Origin of the sequence: Kribbella deserti (assembly GCF_042434725.1) — a bacterium.
Lineage (GTDB): Bacteria > Actinomycetota > Actinomycetes > Propionibacteriales > Kribbellaceae > Kribbella > Kribbella deserti.
On sequence record NZ_JBHLTC010000048.1, the window covers coordinates 20286 to 36499 of the forward strand.

Consider the following 16214-nt stretch of genomic DNA (forward strand, 5'->3'; position numbering starts at 1 on the left):
TCGCGTGGTGCGACATGCTGGGTTCGCGTGGCGGGTCGAGGTCGACGGTGGACGTGGTGGTCGGGGTGGTCGGGGTGGTCGGGGTGGTCGGGGTGGTCGGGGTGGTCGGGGTGGTCGGGGTGGTCCCGAGGTCGGCTGCCGAGTATCTGCGCGACTACCTGGTTGGAACCGGGTAGTCGCGCAAAAAGTCGGTAGCGGGCCTACCAAAAGCCGGTAGTCGGCCCACAACCCGGTAGCCGGCCCGGGCGCGCGCCGTACCTGGGCCTGTTCGACGGACCCAGCTGAGCGCCAAGGCGAAGAGGCGCACCGGGCCGGAACCAGCGACCTACGGCGACAAGCCGGAGCGAAACGGGGCGAAAGACGGGCAGCCCAGGGGATCGGGATCGGGCGGCAAGGGTGGATATCCTCGCGGACCTCAGCTCATCACTGTTAGTGGTTGGTGTCGTGGTCGCGGGGTGCGGTGGCGTGTAGGGAGCCGGCGTGGGCCTTTGCTTCTGGGTCGCGGCTGGTCTTGATCAGGCTTGCCACCACGACGACGGCCAGGATGCCCACGATCACGCTGAGGCTGACCGCGGTCGACACCTCGGGGACGCGCTTGTCGATGTCCACGTGGGCCCAGTGCAGGATCAGCTTCACGCCGATGAACGCCAAGATGATCGCGAGTCCGGCCGAGAGGTACACCAGCCGGTCCAGCAGGCCCTTGACCAGGAAGAACAGCGCCCGCAGCCCGAGCAGCGCAAACGCGTTGGCCGTGAACACGATGAACGGCTCGTCGGTGATACCGAAGACGGCCGGAATCGAGTCCAGCGCGAACAGCAGGTCGACTCCCCCGATGGCCACCAGTACGACGAACAGCGGCGTGGCCAGCTTTCGGCCGTCGACCTTGCTGAACAGCTTGCCGCCAACGTATTCGTCGGTCACCGGCACGAACCGGCGCGCGGCCCGGACCACCAGGTTGTTCTCGACGTCCGGGTCCTCGTTGCGATGCCGGAACAGCTGTACCGCGGTGTAGATCAGCAGCAGGCCGAACAGCAGGAACATGAACGAGAACAACGCCAGCAAGGTGGCGCCGAGCGCGATGAAGACCGCCCGCATCACCAGCGCCAGGATGATGCCGAAGGTGAGCACCTTGTGCTGGTGTTCCTCCGGAACCGCGAACGTGGTCATGATGATGACGAATACGAACAGGTTGTCGACCGACAGACTCTTCTCGACGATGTAGCCGGCGAAGTACTCCGCGCCGAACGAACCGCCGTAGACGTTCATGAACCACAGGCCGAACCCGACGGCGACCAGGACGTAGAACACCGACCACAGCGCGGCCTCACGGAAACCGACCCGGTGCGGCCGCAGCGCCGCCAGCACCAGATCCACCGCCAGTAACACGATGATCAGACCGATGGTGATCGCCCACGTCAGTCCGCTGATCTCCAGCACAGCTGCCTCCTGCTCGCCCGGCACGAGTCTCTAGTGTGCCGTGCCGGCCGAACCCGTTCGGCCCGACGCGCTGGCGCCGAAGGCCTCTGACACGCATTCAGTGGCCTCCGGCAACCATTGCCCGAAGCCGTCAGCCGAGTTCGAAAGTGCTGAACTCCACCGCACCACGCGTGCCCGAACCAGCGTTGGCAGCCGTCATGAACAGACCCGCGTCAAGCGCCGTATCCACCGAAATCGCCGTCGTACCGGCGGTTTGCCAGCTGATGCCGTCGCGACTGCACGAACCGGTGACCGTGTTCCCTACCCGGCTGAGGCGCACCCACAGCGGCGCGGTCAAGCCCGTCACCTGGCTGAATCGGTCCAGGGTGCCATCGTGATTGGAGTCATACGAAAACACGCAGCCGTTGGACGGCGTCACCGCGATGTTGAGCAAGCCGCGGCCGTCCTGACCGGCCAGCTCGGTGCTCGCGATCAGACCCGCGCGCGCCCAGGGACCAGTCGAGTCCTGCTTGACTACCTGAGTCGTCACCGACCGCCCCGCCGCCAACGCGTCATCCCGATAGATCGAGCCGAAGTGCTTGGTTGGACCCCACAGATCGTTGCCCGCTCCCTCGATCAGATAGCGGTCGCCGCGTTGACCGAAGACCGCCGCGTTGCTGGTGCGCGTACGGTTCGGCGCCTGCACCGGGCTTGCCCGCAGTAGCCTTACGGACGCCACCTGCCGAGCGGCCCGACCTGCTGTCGTGGCCGAGACCGTTGCCGTCAGGCCCGCGAAGAACTCGCTCGTAGTGCCCGTAGCCCGCACACCGAACGTCGCGGTGGCCGCCGCGCCCGGTGCCAGGTCGGCCACTCGGACAACCGGATCGTCGACGGTCAGGCCGGATCCGCTTGGGGCTTCGAGCGATACCCGCACCCGCATGGCCGCGTCGTATGGGTCGGTGTTGCGGAGGTGGACCGACACGGTCGTGGTCGCCCCGTCGGGAACATTGGCTGGGTTGGCCGTCGCGGTTGTGGCCACGGGTTCCGGTTCGGAGCGCAGTACGTCGAACACCCGGCTCGCGACGGCGTGCACATCGCCGATCGGGGCTGTCGGCAACGATGCGGTGCTCGCGGCCCAGTCGGCGCCACGCTGGTACCAGTCGAAGGCGGCCGGGGCGCGGTTTTCCCGCAGTGCCGCGGACAATTCGTCCAGGTAGGCCTTCCAGCGCGGAGCGTAGTAGCCGCTGATGAGGCCGGACCATTCGCGGTTCGCGTAGTCGCCGAGTCCCGCGTTGTAGCCGGCGCGATGGCCCCAAACGGTGATCAACGTTCGAGCGCTGTGCACCGCGGTCTCCCCACCCCACGCGCGGGCGTCCGCCAGCCATGGCCCGAGCATCGTCTGCCGGTTCGTGGCGGTGATCTCGTCGAGCAGGCGGAGGTATCGCATCCACAGCCCGGCCAACCGGTCGAACTCGGCGCGGTCCTTCGCGTCGTACGCCGCCTTGATCCGCGGCAGCAACGTCCGGCTCCGGTTCGACAAGACCTGACGGGTCACGTCCATCAGGTCATAGCGGTACGCCGAGGTACCGCGCAGCTTCCGGTCCACCCGCAACAACGCGGGAAGTGCGGCGGCGAACTCGGTGGCGTCGTACCGAAGGTCCGTCGGCGACCACGCGGCCGCGTTCCGCCGGGTAAGCGAAGGCACCATCGAGAACAACCCGTCGTGGGCCTCGCTCCAGCCGTCCGCGGGCATCGCGTATGCCGTTCGGCCGATCGTTGTCCAGGCCTTCGCCGACGCCCCGTCCGCACCGCCGTACCGGCGAGCCGACCAGTCCGCGAACCACGCGTCCGGGTCGATCGCCCCATCACGCCAGGCCAACCCGGTCAGGTAGTCGAACGCGGCCGGGTTGTTGTCGCCGGCCTCGGGCATCACCGCGATGCCGTCCAGGGTGCTCCCCGAAGCGGCGCGCCAACGCCAGAAGCGGTCTTCCCAGACCCGGGTGTTCGCGCCGATCGTGGTGTGCCCGCCGAAGTTCCAGATCGAACCGAAGGCGTACGTCGTATCCGGCCAGGTCGCATTGCGATCGGTATCGGCATAACGGTCGGACAGGCCGTCGACGATCAGCACGCGGGTCCGGTCGATCGCCGCCAAGGTGTCCGGCCGGGGATTGTGCTGCCAGCCGAGGAACACCCAGATCGCGCCAGGATGAGCCCGCTCAAGCGCGTCCTGTACGGCGATACTGGCCGCGCCAACCGGAACCGGTCCAGGACTTCCACCCTCGTGCAGTAAGTCCATCTTGTAATGGCTCGTCGCACCCAGGATCCGGGCCGATGCGGCGTAGAAGGCCTTCGCGACTTCGGCGAACGGAGCACTGGTGGGGTCCAGCCAGTCCGGCCGGGTGAAGCCGACCCAACCGCCCTGCGGCACGATCCGCGCGCCGGGCGCCTTGGCGGCGAACCCCGGTGGCACCGTGCCGAAGTAGCCCGGAAGCACCGGGGTGATGCCGAGTTCCCGCAGCCGGCGAACGATCTTGGCTCCGAGCTCGGCCCGGTCGCGAACCTGCGCGGCCGTCACCGGGGCCGGGAACGAGCTCATGTTCTGGAGCAACCACCACGGCTGGTGGCTCGGTTGCGGAATCCACTGCAGCAGCTCGGCTTCGGAGTAGCCGAACTGGCGGAACGTCTCCAGGTACACCGCCTCCGTGCCGATCGGAACGAACATCTGGTTGATCCCGTGCACCGCGAGCACATCGATCTCGCGCTGCCACTCGGCCCAGGTCCGGTAGGCGCCGGTGTATCCGTCATCGGTGTCGTTCAGGGCGAACCGGTTCGCGACGGTGGCGTCCTGGCTGAACTCGCGGCGCGGCTTCGGGAGTTCGGCCGGCAGGCGGTCCAGCGAGTCGCCGTTCCACGAGAGGTCGACGCGGGCCACCCGGTCGAGGTACGCGTTGAACCCGGCGAGCATCGCGCTGGGCCCGGACGCGGCGATCCGCACCTTGCCGCGAGCCGCGCCGACCCGGAAGGTCTCCCGGCCGTCGGAATCGAGCGGAAGCAGCTCGAACTGACGGGCTTGGGTGGTCGGCAAAAGCCGGTCGATCACCGCCCGAACGCCGGAGACATCCCATCTCCAGGCGGCCTCGGCCCCGTCAGAGCGATCGTCGGCAACGGCGCTCGCGCCGGCCGGCAGGGCCAAAGCGGTCACTATTCCGGCGATCAGACATGTTCGAAGACGCTTCAGGGGCATCGGCGGGCCTCGGCTTTCCTCGCGGCGGATTAAGATTGGACGCTTCATAAATAGTCCAGTACTGCTCGTACGTCAATATTTCGAGCATTACCGCGCACAACGCGTGCATCGCTGCGGAGTGACCGCGCTCTCCTGACGCCGGCCCGGATTCGCTACACACCGTCACAAGGTGACTTCCAGCCGCAGAGGTCCGATGAGTCATTGACCTCAAGGCTTGGAAAGCGCTATCTTGCGACGAAATGGCACCGGAAAACCACCAATCCCGGTGTTCGGATAGGAGAGCTGGGATGTCTAGGTCACCCAAGTTGATCGCCGCGATCGCCGGGACGACGGCATTGTTAGTCGCGGGCTGTAGTTCGGGTGCCGCCGAGAAGGTCGCCCAGGATCCGTCCAAGCCGCTGGAGCTGTGGGCCCGGACGACGCCCGGCGGTGACGGCGAGAAGGGCATGCAGAAGCTTGCCGCCGCCTTCGAGCGGGCCTCCGGTCAGAAGGTCGAGGTCACCGCGATCTTCGACGACTTCGAGACCAAGCTGGCCCAGCGCGCCGCGCAGAAGGACCTGCCGGACATCGTGATGAACGACTCGTCGCAGCTCGGCACCATGGTCACCCAGGGCATCGTGCGCGAGGTCGACCTGGCTTCGGTCAAGGGCAGCGACCAGCTGCTGCAGCCCGCGCTGGACGCGGCGAAGTCAGGCGACGGTAAGACCTACGGCCTGCCGTATTCGGCCCAGGCCGCCGCCCTGCTGATCCGCAAGGACTGGCGCCAGAAGGTCGGCCTGCCCGTGCCCACGAACTGGGACCAGTTCGTCGCCCTCGCGAAGGCCTTCACCACTCAGGACCCCGACGGCAACGGCAAGGCCGACACGCACGGTCTCGCCGTACCGGGCTCGACCAAGCGCGGCTACGCCTCGTGGTACTTCTCGAACTTCCTCTGGGCCGCCGGCGGTGACTTCATCGCCAAGCAGGCTGACGGCAAGTACAAGCCCGCCATGTCGACGCCCGAGTCGGTAGCCGCCACCAAGTGGTTCCGCGACCTGGCCTGTACGACGAAGGTGGTCCAGCCTGGCGCGGCGACGATGGACACGCCGCCCACCAACGAGTCGTTCGAGGCGGGTAAGACCGGCATGTACGTGGTCGGCCCGTACCTGCTGCCGCGGTTCGACGATGCCCTCGGCAAGGACAAGTACGAGGTGGTGCCCGCACCCAAGGGCCCGAAGGACGCGACCGTGCTGGCCGAGGGTGGCAGCGTCTACCTGATGGCGGGCTCCCCCAACGAGGCCGGTCAGAACGCGTTCGCCGCCTTCGCGATCTCGGCCGAGGGCCAGAAGATCGGCATGGAAGGCCAGAAGGCCTACATCGTGCAGCTTCCGGTGAACAAGACCGTCGACATCGCCACCGTTCGCAACGACCCGCGCTGGAAGGTGTACGCCGACGCGTACCGCCTGAGCGGTCGCTACGCGCCGTCCATTCCGAACTGGACGCCCGTTCGCCAGCAGTCCGCCGACACGATCAACGCCCTGATCGCCGACTGCGGCCTGGACCTGAACGCCGAGCTCACCAAGCTCGACAAGCAGCTGGGGGAAACCCTTAGCCAGCAGGGTATCGGCGCCTCGTCGTGAGTGTTCGTGAGGCGACGCCGGTGACGGCGTCCACGGAACCCCCACCACCGGCGCTCCGGGCTTCGGCCCGGAGCCGCCGGCGGCGGGGTGGCCAGTGGTGGGTCCCGTGGCTGTTCCTCGCCCCGGCACTGGTGCTCTTCCTGTACTTCAAGTTCATCCCGATGGGTCAGGCCATCGTGATGTCGGTACAGGACGTGAAGCCCTATCTCGGCAGTACCTGGGTCGGCACCGCGAACTACGGCGAGATCCTCAGCTCCGAAAGCTTCCGCTCCGCCACCTGGAACACCATCCTGCTGGCCATCGGGCAGACCGGCGGCTCGATGGCACTCGGCTTCGGCCTCGCGCTGCTGGTCGAAGGCCAGACCCGCAAGCTGAGCTTCATCCGCTCGGCGGCGTTCCTGCCGGTCGTCGTACCGATGGCCGTGGTCGCCGAGCTGTGGCGGATCATGTACCACCCGACCAGCGAGGGTCTGCTCAACCAGATCATCGGCCTGGTGGGGCTCGGCCCGTCAGGCTTCATCAATCACCCGGACACGTCGCTCGGCTCGATCATGCTGACCGGGATCTGGCGGGGCGCGCCGTACGACATGATGATCTTCCTGGCCGGTCTGGCCGGCATCGATCGTGGTCTGTACGAGGCCGCCACCGTTGACGGCGCCTCGACCCGCAAGCGCATTCTGCACGTCACGCTGCCCGGTCTCCGGCCGGTGTTCGCGATCTTGTTCGTGCTGGCCGCGGTGCGCGGCTTCCGCAGCTTCACCGAGGTCTTCCTGCTCACCAACGGCGGGCCGAACGGCTCCACCGAAGTCGTGATGACCCTGATCTACAAGCTCGGCCTGGAACAGAACAGGCTCGGCGTCGGATCGGCCGGCGCGGTTCTGCTCTTCCTCGCCACCTTGGTCCTGACCATCTGCGTCCAGCTGCTCCGACGGAGGAGATCCGCATGAGTGCCGCCACCGAGACCGCACTGGGTCTCACCGAGCGCAAAGGGCTGATCGCCAAATCGTTCAAGGCGATCATCTACGCCGGGCTCTTCATCGTGTTCGCCGGGCCGCTGCTGGCACTGCTGGTCAGCTCGTTCAATCACGTCTCGGACCCGACCCAGCTCAGCATCATTCCGACCCGGCCGACGCTGGACAACTTCCGGATCGCCTTCGACCACGGAGTACTGCGGTACCTGCTGAACTCGTTCTTCGTGGTCGGGTTCGGCCTGCTGCTGCAGGTCGCCGTGTCCGTGCTCGCGGGCTACGCGCTGGCTCGCAAGATCTTCCCGGGCATGACGCTGGCGATGGTCGCTATCCTCGCCACGATGATGCTGCCCGAGGAGATCCTGGCCCTGCCGCTGACGCTGATCCTCGCGGACCTGCCGCTGATCCACCTCAACCTGATGGGCACGCTGGCCGGCATGATCGTGCCGCTGGGCGCCTGGGCCTTCTCGATCCTGGTGATGACCGAGTTCATGAAGGACGTGCCGCGCGAGCTCGAGGAGGCGGCGCGCATCGACGGCGCCGGCGAGTTCCGGATCTTCGCGCAGATCGTACTGCCGCTGTGCAAGCCGGCCCTCGGCGTGATCGGGGTGTTCGGCTTCACCATGATCTGGGACCAGTACCTGTTGCCGTTGCTGGTGGCAACCGACTCCTCGGCCTACACCCTGCCGCTGGCGCTGCGCACGCTGCGCATCGATCCGGTCGTCACACCTGGCGTGGTGATGGCCGCGTCGCTGCTGGCGCTGCTCCCGTCGGTTCTGGTCTTCCTGCTGTTCCAGCGCTCGTTCGCCCGGGGTCTCACCTCGGGTGCCCTCAAGGGCTGAGCAACTTCCTCTCATCCGATCCGCCCCGACCCGGAGGACAACATGGACCGCCGTACGTTTCTCACCGCCGGCACAGCCGCGGGACTGACCGGGCTGGGGCTGCTCGGCGCCGTCCCGGCCGTGGCCCGGCTCGAGGGGGCCGCCGAGGTGCTGGTGACCAGCCTCGCCGAACTGCAACAGGCGATCGACAAGGCCGTGGCCGGTGACGTCATCACCGTTGCCAATGGCACCTACCCGGTCGAAACGCCGATCCTGGTGACCGCCAAGCACGGAACGTCGTCGAAGCCGATCGTCGTACGGTCGCAGTCACCGGCCGGCGTGGTACTGACCGGCGAGCGCAGCTTCGTTTTCACCGCGTCGTCGGACATCACCATCAGCGGCTTCGCGTTCCGCCAGCGCACGACGCTGGACCTGCCGCCGGACTGCCAGCGGATCCGGCTCACCCGCAACGACTTCCAGCTGGCCGATATCGCCGGCCTGCACTGGCTGATGGTGCGCGCGGACCACTCGACGATCGATCGCAACGCCTTCCACGGCAAGTCCACGCTGGGCATCTACCTCGGTATCGAGGGGGCCGGTGACGACGGCATGGCCCAGGGCGTGCACGTCACCCGGAACCACTTCTCGGATCACACCTTTCCCGGCGACAACGGCGGTGAGCCGATCCGGCTCGGGGTCAGCCCGCGCGCGCTGACCACCGCCGGCGCCGTGATCGAGCTGAACCTGTTCGAGCGGGCCAACGGCGACCCCGAGGCGATCTCGGTGAAGTCGTCGGGCAACCTGATCCGGCACAACACGATCCGCAACAGCCTCGGCGGCATCGTGCTGCGCCACGGCAACGCGAACCGGGTCGAGGCCAACTTCATCGTCTCCGGCGCCAACGGCATCCGGATCTACGGCGACGACCACCGGATCGCGAACAACTACATCGAGCGGATCAAAGGCTCGGGCATCGTGCTCGGCAGCGGCAACGTCCGCGACCACTTCGTCGGTGAGTCGGCGCCCTCGCGCCGCGGCAACGACGCGCCGGACCGGGTGCTGATCGCCCTCAACACCGTGCTCGACTGCGGTACGGCGATCAGTGGCGAGAGCCATCGGGTGCTGCCGCCGCTGGCCTGCACGATCGCCGACAACCTGTTCATCGGCGAGAGCGGGAACCTGGTGAACATGCCGTTCCAGCAGGGCATCACCTGGCGCGGCAACATCTTGTGGGGACGGGCCGCCGACGGCAACCTGCCCACCGGTGGATTCACCCGGGTCGATCCCCTGCTGGCCGCCGGTGCCGACGGCGTTCGCCGCCTCACCGCGGGCAGCCCGGCGATCGACGCCGCGACCGCCCGCTACCCCGGCGTCGGTCTCGACCTCGACGGCCACCCGCGCCCGCGGACGGCCGACACCGGCGCGGACGAGTTCTCGTCGCACAAGATCAGGTTCCGCCCGCTGACGGCGGCCGACGTGGGTCCGTACTCCTCATGACGACGCCACTGACAGTCTCGGCGCCACCCGACAGCGAGCTGATCCGGTGCCACCTGGACCGTTGCCGGCTCGATCTGGTCGTGGCCAGCCGGATCACCAAGGTGCATCGCGGCTGGGCCCGGCCGGCGCAGCCGGACCCGTTCTCCCGGTTGTACCTGATCCTCGAAGGCGAGGGCCGGCTTGTTGTCGGCGACGAGGAGTTCTATCCGCAGCCGGGTGATCTCTGTTACCTGCCGGCGGACACCCCGGTGTCGTACGCGACGATCAGCGACAACACGTTCCGGAAGCACTGGCTGCACTTCTCCGCGTTGATCGGCGACTGGGATATCAGCGAGGTGCTGATCCTGCCGAACGTCGTACGCAGCCGGGCGCCGGAGGAGGCCGCCGCACTGTTCGAGCAGGTGGGCGCGGCGGACCGGGACCCACCCGGCCTGGCCACTCCCCTGCGGATCCGGTCCGCCCTGGCCGCGCTGTTCGCGCACTACCTGGACAGCGCACCGGCCGGGTCCGTTCGGCTCACGTCGGAGCAGAAGAGCGGCGCCCTGCTGGAGATCGTGCAGTACATCGAGATCAACCTGACCACGCCGTTGACGCTGGACGCGCTCGCCGCCGCCTTCAACTACGAGCCGAACCAGTTCGCGCGGTACTTCCGGTCGCAGTTCGGCCTGTCCCCCAAGCAGTACATCAAGCGCGCCCGGATCGAACGTGCCCAGCGTGAGCTCGCAACCACCCGCCGGCCGATGGAGGAGATCGCCGCGGCCGTCGGGATGGAGCAGTCGTACTTCTCCAAGGTGTTCCGCCAGATCACCTCGGTGACCCCTAGTGAGTACCGCCGCATGTACCGCCCAACCGCCTAAGCGCATCGGGCATTCCAGTACGACTCCGCGGCGGCGACCGCCGTCGCGGAGAGCACTGCCTCGAGGAGGAGGTCGTCAATGGATCGTCGTAGCTTCTTGACCACCGGAGTGGTGGGAGCCGGAGCACTCGCCCTGCAGCTGTCCAGTAACAGACCCGTGGCGGCCCTGCCGTCCAGGACCACCGAGGTGGTGACGTCGCTGTCCGCCCTGCAGTCGGCGATCAACCGGGCCACCGCGGGCGCCCAGATCGTGCTCGCCAACGGCACGTACGCCGTACCGTCGGGCTCGCCGATCACGATCAGCGGCCGCAACGGCACCAGCACCTCGCCGATCACCATCTCCGCCGAGACCCGCGGCGGGGTGATCCTCACCGGTCCGCACAGCTTCCTTTTCTCGAGCTCGTCCAACATCACCATCAGCGGGTTCTCCTTCCGCCAGAGCAGCACGCTGAACATTCCGGCCGAGTGCGCGCGCATCAGGCTGACCCGCAACGACTTCGCGATGGCGTCCACCGTGTCGCACTCGGTGGTTGTCCGCGGCAACGACGCGAAGGTCGACCGGAACGTCTTCCGGGACAAGACCACGTCCGGCTGCTACCTGGTCGTCGACGGACCGAGTGGTACGGCGATGGCACAGCGCACGCACATCCTGCGCAACCACTTCCGCGACCACAGCTTCAGCGGCACCAACGGCGGCGAGCCGATCCGGCTCGGGGTCGGCAGCCGGGCGCTGAGCTCGGCCAATGCCACCATCGAGTACAACCTGCTCGAGCGCGTGAACGGCGATCCCGAGGCCATCTCGGTGAAGGCCTCCGGCAGCACCATCCGGTACAACACCGTGCGCGACAGCCTCGGCGGCATCGTGTTGCGCCACGGCAACAACAACCGGGTCGACGGCAACTACATCCTTGCCGGCGTCAACGGCATCCGGATCTACGGCAACGACCACCTGATCGTGAACAACTACGTGGCCGATCTCGACGAGCTCGACGGTGTCGGCGGCGCGGGCATCGTGCTCGGCAGCGGCTCGGTCCGGGACCATTACAGCGGCGAGAGCGACACCTCGCGCAAGGGCAACGACGCCCCTGACCGGGTCACGATCGCCCTGAACACCCTGCGCAACAACAAGGAGGCCATCGTCGGCGAGAGCCAGCGGTCGCTGCCGCCGCTGGCGTGCAAGATCTCGGACAACCTGCTGGTGGCCGACTCCGGCACGCTGGTCTCGATGCCGTACCTGCAGGGCATCACCTGGTCCGGCAACATCGCCTGGGGCTCGGCCTCGACCGGCAACATCCCGTCGTCGGGCTATCGTCGCGCGGATCCGAAACTGGTGGCCGGCTCCGACGGCGTCTACCGCATCAGCACCGGTAGCGCCGCCATCAACGGTGGCACGCTCAGCCTGTCGAGCGTGACCGACGATCTCGACGGACATGCCCGGAGCACGCCGTTCGACGTCGGCGCCGACGAGTTCTCCACGCTGGCGCCGGTTCGCCGCCCGCTCACGACAGCCGACGTGGGCCCGAGCGCGCCGTAATCCCGCCCACCGCGACAGCCCGGTACGTCGTACCGGGCTGTCGCGTCTTTCCCTGGCGCGATTGGCACTACGATTCCGCGGTGACCACCTTCGATGAGCTCGACTTCTTCGGGCACCTGGATACCTCCGCTCTTCCGGAACGGCAGCAGCGGATCCTGGTCGCGATCCGGGACTGGGTCGTTCGGTACGGCTACTCCCCGAGCACGCGGCAGATCGGTGACGCCGTCGGCCTGCGCTCCGCGTCCTCGGTGTCGAAGCACCTGGCCAGCCTGGAGGAGAACGGCTTCCTGCGCCGCAGTTCGTCGATGTCGCGCGCCATCGACGTACGCATGTTCCTGACGGAATCCGCGCCGCAGGCGCCCGCCGACGACTCGGTCAGCGTGCCGGTGGTCGGCGACATCGCCGCGGGTACGCCGATCTCGGCGATCGAGCATGTCGACGACGTGATGAAGCTGCCGCGCGATCTCACCGGTCGCGGCACGGTCTTCGGCCTGCGCGTGCGCGGTGACTCGATGATCGACGCCGCCATCTGCGACGGCGACCTGGTGGTGGTCCGGCAGCAGTCCGAGGCCTACACCGGTCAGATCGTCGCCGCCATGATCGACGAAGAGGCCACGGTCAAGGTCTATCGCCGCAGTAACGGCCACGTGTACCTCGAGCCGCGCAATCCCGCCTACGAGGTGATCGACGGCGATCGCGCGGTCATTCTCGGCATCGTCGTCTCGGTGCTGCGCAACGTCTGACCGGCTATGCGCTTCGTCGACGACGCCAACGCGGTGCCCTGGCCACGGCGCGGGCCGGTGGCCAACCTGCTCGTGTACGGCGCGTTGCTGCTCACCATCGCGGTATCGCCGATCCTGGCGTTCATCGCGTACTTCGACGACTGGGGCCGGCTCGCGGTGACGGTGAGCATCGCGATGACCGTGGGTATCAGCGGGTACTACACCATCGCGTGGATCGGCATCAGCCGGGAACAGCAGCGCGCCAAGCGCCTCGCGGAGACCGGTATCCGAGCCAGCGCCGAGGTCGTGGCGTCGCACTGGGGCATCGTGAACGAGCAGCGCGGTGCCGTCCTCACGCTGCGCATCACCGGGCCGGGAATCGAGCCGTTCCAGACCGTGCACCGGACCGAGGCCAAGCCCGGCCAGGAGATCGGCGACCGGCTACCGGTTCTCGTCGACCCGACGGACCACACCACCTTCGCGATCATCACCTGAGCTTTCTCGGGCTCGCGAGGTGAGCGGACCGGATACCGGAGCCACGCCTGGGTGCTCATCACCATCCGCGTGGCGAAGGACCCACTCGTCGAGATCGAGCGCGGCTTCCCACGGCTCGCAGACGAGGAACTGCCGCCAATCGGCAGGCCCTATCGAAGGCGTGTCCAGCTCCTGCCGGAAGCGGGCCTCGGCTGCTGCGAATCGCTCCTGTGCCGCATCGGCTGCAAGCCCGATCGAGTCGCCGACGGCTTGCCAATTGGCTCCTTGCAGGCGGGCGAAGACCACAGCGGCTTCGACCAAGCGATGCGCGCTGTCGAGCACTGTCGCCGCATCCTCGATGGCTGCCGTCCCCGCCTCGGCCCCGGTTGCTTTCGGTGGGACGAGACGGCGAGCCAGCTCGGCGAGTTCGCACGCTTCGTACGACATCGCCAGTCGCGCCCGCCCTTGTGAATCCATCAGCCCGGCCCCTGCACGAAGTACAAGGTCGTCGCGACGATGGCCGAGGTCAGCACGAACACGCGCAGGGACCAGGCCGGGAGGCGGCGAGCGACGTGCCCACCACCGAAGCCTCCGGCGACCGCGCCTACCACCAGTACGCCGAGCAGCAACGGCGACTCGACGACATCCGAGCCGAACAGGAAGATGACCGCCGCGGTGAGGTAGATGGCCGCGAGCTGGGCTACCCGCATAGGGTTGAGCGCCGCGAGCTCGTGGCCGAGGCCGACCGTCCAGAACGCCACCATCAGCATGCCGACGGCACCACCGAAGTAGCCGCCGTACAAGGCGAGTACGAACTGACCCGTCAGCATGATCCCCGGACTCAGCGAGAACGACGTACGGAACAGGCGGGTCAGCCTTCGCCCGAACGCGAGCACCAACGTGGCGAAGGCAAGCAACCAAGGCACCACCGCGTCGAAGGCCAGCGCGGGTAGCGCGAGCAGTAGCACCGCTCCGGCCGCTCCCCCGAGCACGCTGATCGCCGTCAACGCCCGGGTCGGCACCTTCTGCAACGGCGTGAGGTCGCGCCGCAGTACCCACACACTGGCCGTTGCCGCAGGCAACAAAGCGACCGTGGTGGCGGCGTTGGCCGTGACGGACGGCATCCCGGCCGCGACCAGCGCCGGCAGCGCGACGAAGGTGCCACCGCCGCCGACGGCGTTCAGCAGACCCGCGAGCAGGCCGGCCAAGAGTACGACGATGAGGTCCGTCACCGTTCGAGCATTCCGCCTGCGGGCGCGGCTCACAATGCGCGATTCACGCAGTCACCCTTAGTCAGGGACATAGGCTGGGGGCGTGCGCTACGACCTGGACGACCTGCGGCTGTTCGTACATATCGTTGCAGAGGGCTCGATCACGGCCGGAGCCCGGTTGATGCACTTGAGTCTGCCTTCGGCCAGCGCGCGGGTCCGGGCCCTGGAGGCCCAGGCCGGAGTGGCCCTGCTGATCCGGGAACGGCGCGGCGTTCGACCCACCCCGGCCGGTACGACGCTGGCCCGGCACGCGCGCGACGTACTGGCTCAAACCGCACGGCTGGACAGCGCGGTGGCCAGCTATACCGCGGCTCCCGGAGCGCCGGTGGTTCTGCTGGCCGGAGCGTCAGCCATGCATCGGCTGGTGCCTCTCGCGCTGACGTCGTTCCTGCTGGCATATCCGGAGCACGACGTGACCGTGATCGAGCAGCCCACACCGGAGACCCGGCGCCGGCTCGCCGCGGGTACGGCTGATCTCGGCATCGTGGTCGCGGAGAGCGCGGACGATCGCGGGCCGGAGGCTTCGCCGAACGCCTCGCCGGATGCCTCGCCGGATGCCGAGCCAGCTGACGAGCCGCTGGGCGACGACTCGCTGGTGGTGATCGGTCAGGCCGGTGGACTGCTGGCCGGACGGACCGAGGTGAGCTATCGCGAGATCGCGGAGCATCCTCTTGTCGGCCTCGATCTGTCGTCCTCGCTGCGTCAGTGGATCGATCTGCGTCTGGGTCAGGCTCCGGTCGCGCGCCACCGGACGCTTGTGCCCGATCTACACACGCTTGTCGCTTTGGCCGCGGGTGGCGTGGGCCTCGCCGTCGTACCGCGTCGCGCCGTGGATCCCAGCCTGCCGATCGATGTCTGCACGCTGCAGGACCAGTGGTCACGCCGGAGGCACCTGCTCTGCTGGGGAGTCCGCACGCGCACCGCGTCAGTCACCGCTTTCGCTCATCACCTCCGGCTTGCGGCGGGCCTGGAGATGGGTACCGCCCGTGCCACGCCGCCAGGCGCGACGGGTGACACGGGCGGGCTCTGACCGGTATCGGCTCAGAAGGTCAGTTCTGCTCGCACGGCAGGCCGACGGACTGGTAGCCACCCTCGGGCTTGTGGTACCAGATCTCCGTGCAGGCGCCCTCGCCGTCGGGAATGGTCCACCAGTAGCGGTTGATGATGCCGCCGTTGTACCAGTACGTACCGGTCGACTCGCGCCGGCCGTTCGACCAGACGTCCTGGTGGTAGTAGCCGCTGACACAGCCGGTCCGGTGCTGGGTCTTGATCCGGTCGCCGTCGTAGCCGATCCACGCGCAGCCGTTGCCACCGGCCGAAGCGGCCTGCGCCCCGGTCAGCGTCGAGGTCGCCACCACCGCGGTCAGAACCGCCGCACGAGCCAGAGCTCGGCCGCGGCCGGCTTTACGGGTTGCTTGGGTCATAGTCGATGCCTTCTCTCAGAGTGACATATCAAGTTTGGAGTTCTTGCTGGTGACGGCCGCCCACCACTCCCGATCGGGGCGATTCCTCAATCCAGCAAGGGAATTCCGTGATGAGGCCTCATCGGCGGTCGCACCGCGCTAGCGGCCCGACCGGTGACTAAACGTAGCAACGAGGTCGCTGGATCGGCCACAAGATTCGATCTCCACCGAACAGCCCACTTCGCGACTGGCGTGCTCCAGACGGGGGACGGCCGACAGCATTTCGACCCGGGTCAAATTCCGGGCCGACGGCAACATTTTCGGCCGCTCGGACGTTGTCAAGCTGTGTGGAGTCGTTTGGTGGTTTTTGGTGGTTGGTCGGGTTTGGG

Annotated in this window: 15 protein-coding genes; 11 read left to right on the plus strand and 4 right to left on the minus strand. The window is 67.7% G+C overall.

Annotated elements, in window-relative coordinates; genetic code table 11:
* Positions 1-14: 14 nt before the first annotated feature.
* Positions 15-176 carry a hypothetical protein gene (locus ACFFGN_RS34585; protein ID WP_380056981.1) on the plus strand — a complete coding sequence of 54 codons (162 nt, stop codon included), beginning with the start codon at positions 15-17 and terminating at the stop codon, positions 174-176.
* A 253-nt stretch (positions 177-429) separates the two neighbouring features.
* On the opposite strand, the gene ACFFGN_RS34590 is transcribed toward ACFFGN_RS34585, so the two are convergent.
* Positions 430-1461 (minus strand): TerC family protein, encoded by a 1032-nt coding sequence (locus ACFFGN_RS34590; protein WP_380056984.1) that lies wholly within the window; start codon positions 1459-1461, stop codon positions 430-432.
* Positions 1462-1567: 106 nt separating this feature from the next.
* Positions 1568-4660, minus strand: a complete 3093-nt coding sequence (locus tag ACFFGN_RS34595; RefSeq protein WP_380056986.1) for an alpha-N-acetylglucosaminidase TIM-barrel domain-containing protein — start codon at positions 4658-4660, stop codon at positions 1568-1570.
* 287 nt (positions 4661-4947) lie between these two features.
* Here ACFFGN_RS34595 and ACFFGN_RS34600 point away from each other — a divergent pair, with 287 nt between their 5' ends.
* The 9 genes from ACFFGN_RS34600 (at position 4948) to ACFFGN_RS34640 (ending at position 13622) form a co-directional block, all read left to right on the plus strand.
* Positions 4948-6279, plus strand: coding sequence for a sugar ABC transporter substrate-binding protein (locus ACFFGN_RS34600; RefSeq protein WP_380056989.1), 1332 nt, complete (start codon positions 4948-4950; stop codon positions 6277-6279).
* A complete protein-coding gene (locus tag ACFFGN_RS34605; protein ID WP_380056992.1) occupies positions 6276-7226 on the plus strand; it encodes a carbohydrate ABC transporter permease in 951 nt (316 codons plus the stop codon). Before ACFFGN_RS34600 ends, ACFFGN_RS34605 begins: the two co-directional genes overlap by 4 nt.
* A complete protein-coding gene (locus ACFFGN_RS34610) occupies positions 7223-8089 on the plus strand; it encodes a carbohydrate ABC transporter permease (protein WP_380056995.1) in 867 nt (288 codons plus the stop codon). Before ACFFGN_RS34605 ends, ACFFGN_RS34610 begins: the two co-directional genes overlap by 4 nt.
* 42 nt (positions 8090-8131) lie before the next feature.
* Entirely contained in the window at positions 8132-9565 is a 1434-nt protein-coding gene (locus tag ACFFGN_RS34615; protein ID WP_380056998.1) for a chondroitinase-B domain-containing protein, read from the plus strand.
* Positions 9562-10422, plus strand: coding sequence for an AraC family transcriptional regulator (locus ACFFGN_RS34620; protein WP_380057001.1), 861 nt, complete (start codon positions 9562-9564; stop codon positions 10420-10422). The genes ACFFGN_RS34615 and ACFFGN_RS34620 overlap by 4 nt, the downstream gene beginning before the upstream one ends.
* Positions 10423-10500: 78 nt before the next feature.
* The gene (locus ACFFGN_RS34625; protein ID WP_380057004.1) at positions 10501-11955 is read left to right on the plus strand and encodes a polysaccharide lyase 6 family protein; all 1455 of its coding nucleotides are present in this window, start codon (positions 10501-10503) and stop codon (positions 11953-11955) included.
* 80 nt (positions 11956-12035) lie between these two features.
* The gene (lexA, locus tag ACFFGN_RS34630) at positions 12036-12698 is read left to right on the plus strand and encodes a transcriptional repressor LexA (protein ID WP_380057007.1); all 663 of its coding nucleotides are present in this window, start codon (positions 12036-12038) and stop codon (positions 12696-12698) included.
* Between the two features lie 6 nt (positions 12699-12704).
* Positions 12705-13172: a hypothetical protein gene (locus tag ACFFGN_RS34635; RefSeq protein ID WP_380057010.1), complete on the plus strand. Its 468-nt coding sequence runs from the start codon at positions 12705-12707 to the stop codon at positions 13170-13172.
* 51 nt (positions 13173-13223) lie between these two features.
* Positions 13224-13622 carry a hypothetical protein gene (locus tag ACFFGN_RS34640; protein ID WP_380057013.1) on the plus strand — a complete coding sequence of 133 codons (399 nt, stop codon included), beginning with the start codon at positions 13224-13226 and terminating at the stop codon, positions 13620-13622.
* A gap of 5 nt (positions 13623-13627) precedes the next feature.
* Here the strand turns inward: ACFFGN_RS34640 and ACFFGN_RS34645 are convergent, their stop codons facing one another.
* On the minus strand, positions 13628-14383 hold the full coding sequence (locus tag ACFFGN_RS34645; RefSeq protein ID WP_380057015.1) for a TSUP family transporter: 756 nt from the start codon (positions 14381-14383) through the stop codon (positions 13628-13630).
* An 82-nt stretch (positions 14384-14465) separates the two neighbouring features.
* Here ACFFGN_RS34645 and ACFFGN_RS34650 point away from each other — a divergent pair, with 82 nt between their 5' ends.
* A complete protein-coding gene (locus ACFFGN_RS34650; protein ID WP_380057018.1) occupies positions 14466-15452 on the plus strand; it encodes a LysR family transcriptional regulator in 987 nt (328 codons plus the stop codon).
* 19 nt (positions 15453-15471) lie between these two features.
* Here ACFFGN_RS34650 and ACFFGN_RS34655 read toward each other — a convergent pair whose 3' ends face one another.
* Positions 15472-15846 carry a hypothetical protein gene (locus tag ACFFGN_RS34655; RefSeq protein WP_380057021.1) on the minus strand — a complete coding sequence of 125 codons (375 nt, stop codon included), beginning with the start codon at positions 15844-15846 and terminating at the stop codon, positions 15472-15474.
* Positions 15847-16214 lie beyond the last annotated feature (368 nt).

Excerpts from the sequence above, each read along its gene's own strand:
- ACFFGN_RS34635 (WP_380057010.1), top strand. The coding sequence starts at position 12,705 with ATGCGCTTCGTCGACGACGCCAACGCGGTGCCCTGGCCACGGCGCGGG.
- ACFFGN_RS34600 (WP_380056989.1), top strand. The coding sequence starts at position 4,948 with ATGTCTAGGTCACCCAAGTTGATCGCCGCGATCGCCGGGACGACGGCA.
- ACFFGN_RS34620 (WP_380057001.1), top strand. The coding sequence starts at position 9,562 with ATGACGACGCCACTGACAGTCTCGGCGCCACCCGACAGCGAGCTGATC.
- ACFFGN_RS34595 (WP_380056986.1), bottom strand. The coding sequence starts at position 4,660 with ATGCCCCTGAAGCGTCTTCGAACATGTCTGATCGCCGGAATAGTGACC.
- ACFFGN_RS34615 (WP_380056998.1), top strand. The coding sequence starts at position 8,132 with ATGGACCGCCGTACGTTTCTCACCGCCGGCACAGCCGCGGGACTGACC.
- ACFFGN_RS34655 (WP_380057021.1), bottom strand. The coding sequence starts at position 15,846 with ATGACCCAAGCAACCCGTAAAGCCGGCCGCGGCCGAGCTCTGGCTCGT.
- ACFFGN_RS34585 (WP_380056981.1), top strand. The coding sequence starts at position 15 with ATGCTGGGTTCGCGTGGCGGGTCGAGGTCGACGGTGGACGTGGTGGTC.
- ACFFGN_RS34625 (WP_380057004.1), top strand. The coding sequence starts at position 10,501 with ATGGATCGTCGTAGCTTCTTGACCACCGGAGTGGTGGGAGCCGGAGCA.
- ACFFGN_RS34610 (WP_380056995.1), top strand. The coding sequence starts at position 7,223 with ATGAGTGCCGCCACCGAGACCGCACTGGGTCTCACCGAGCGCAAAGGG.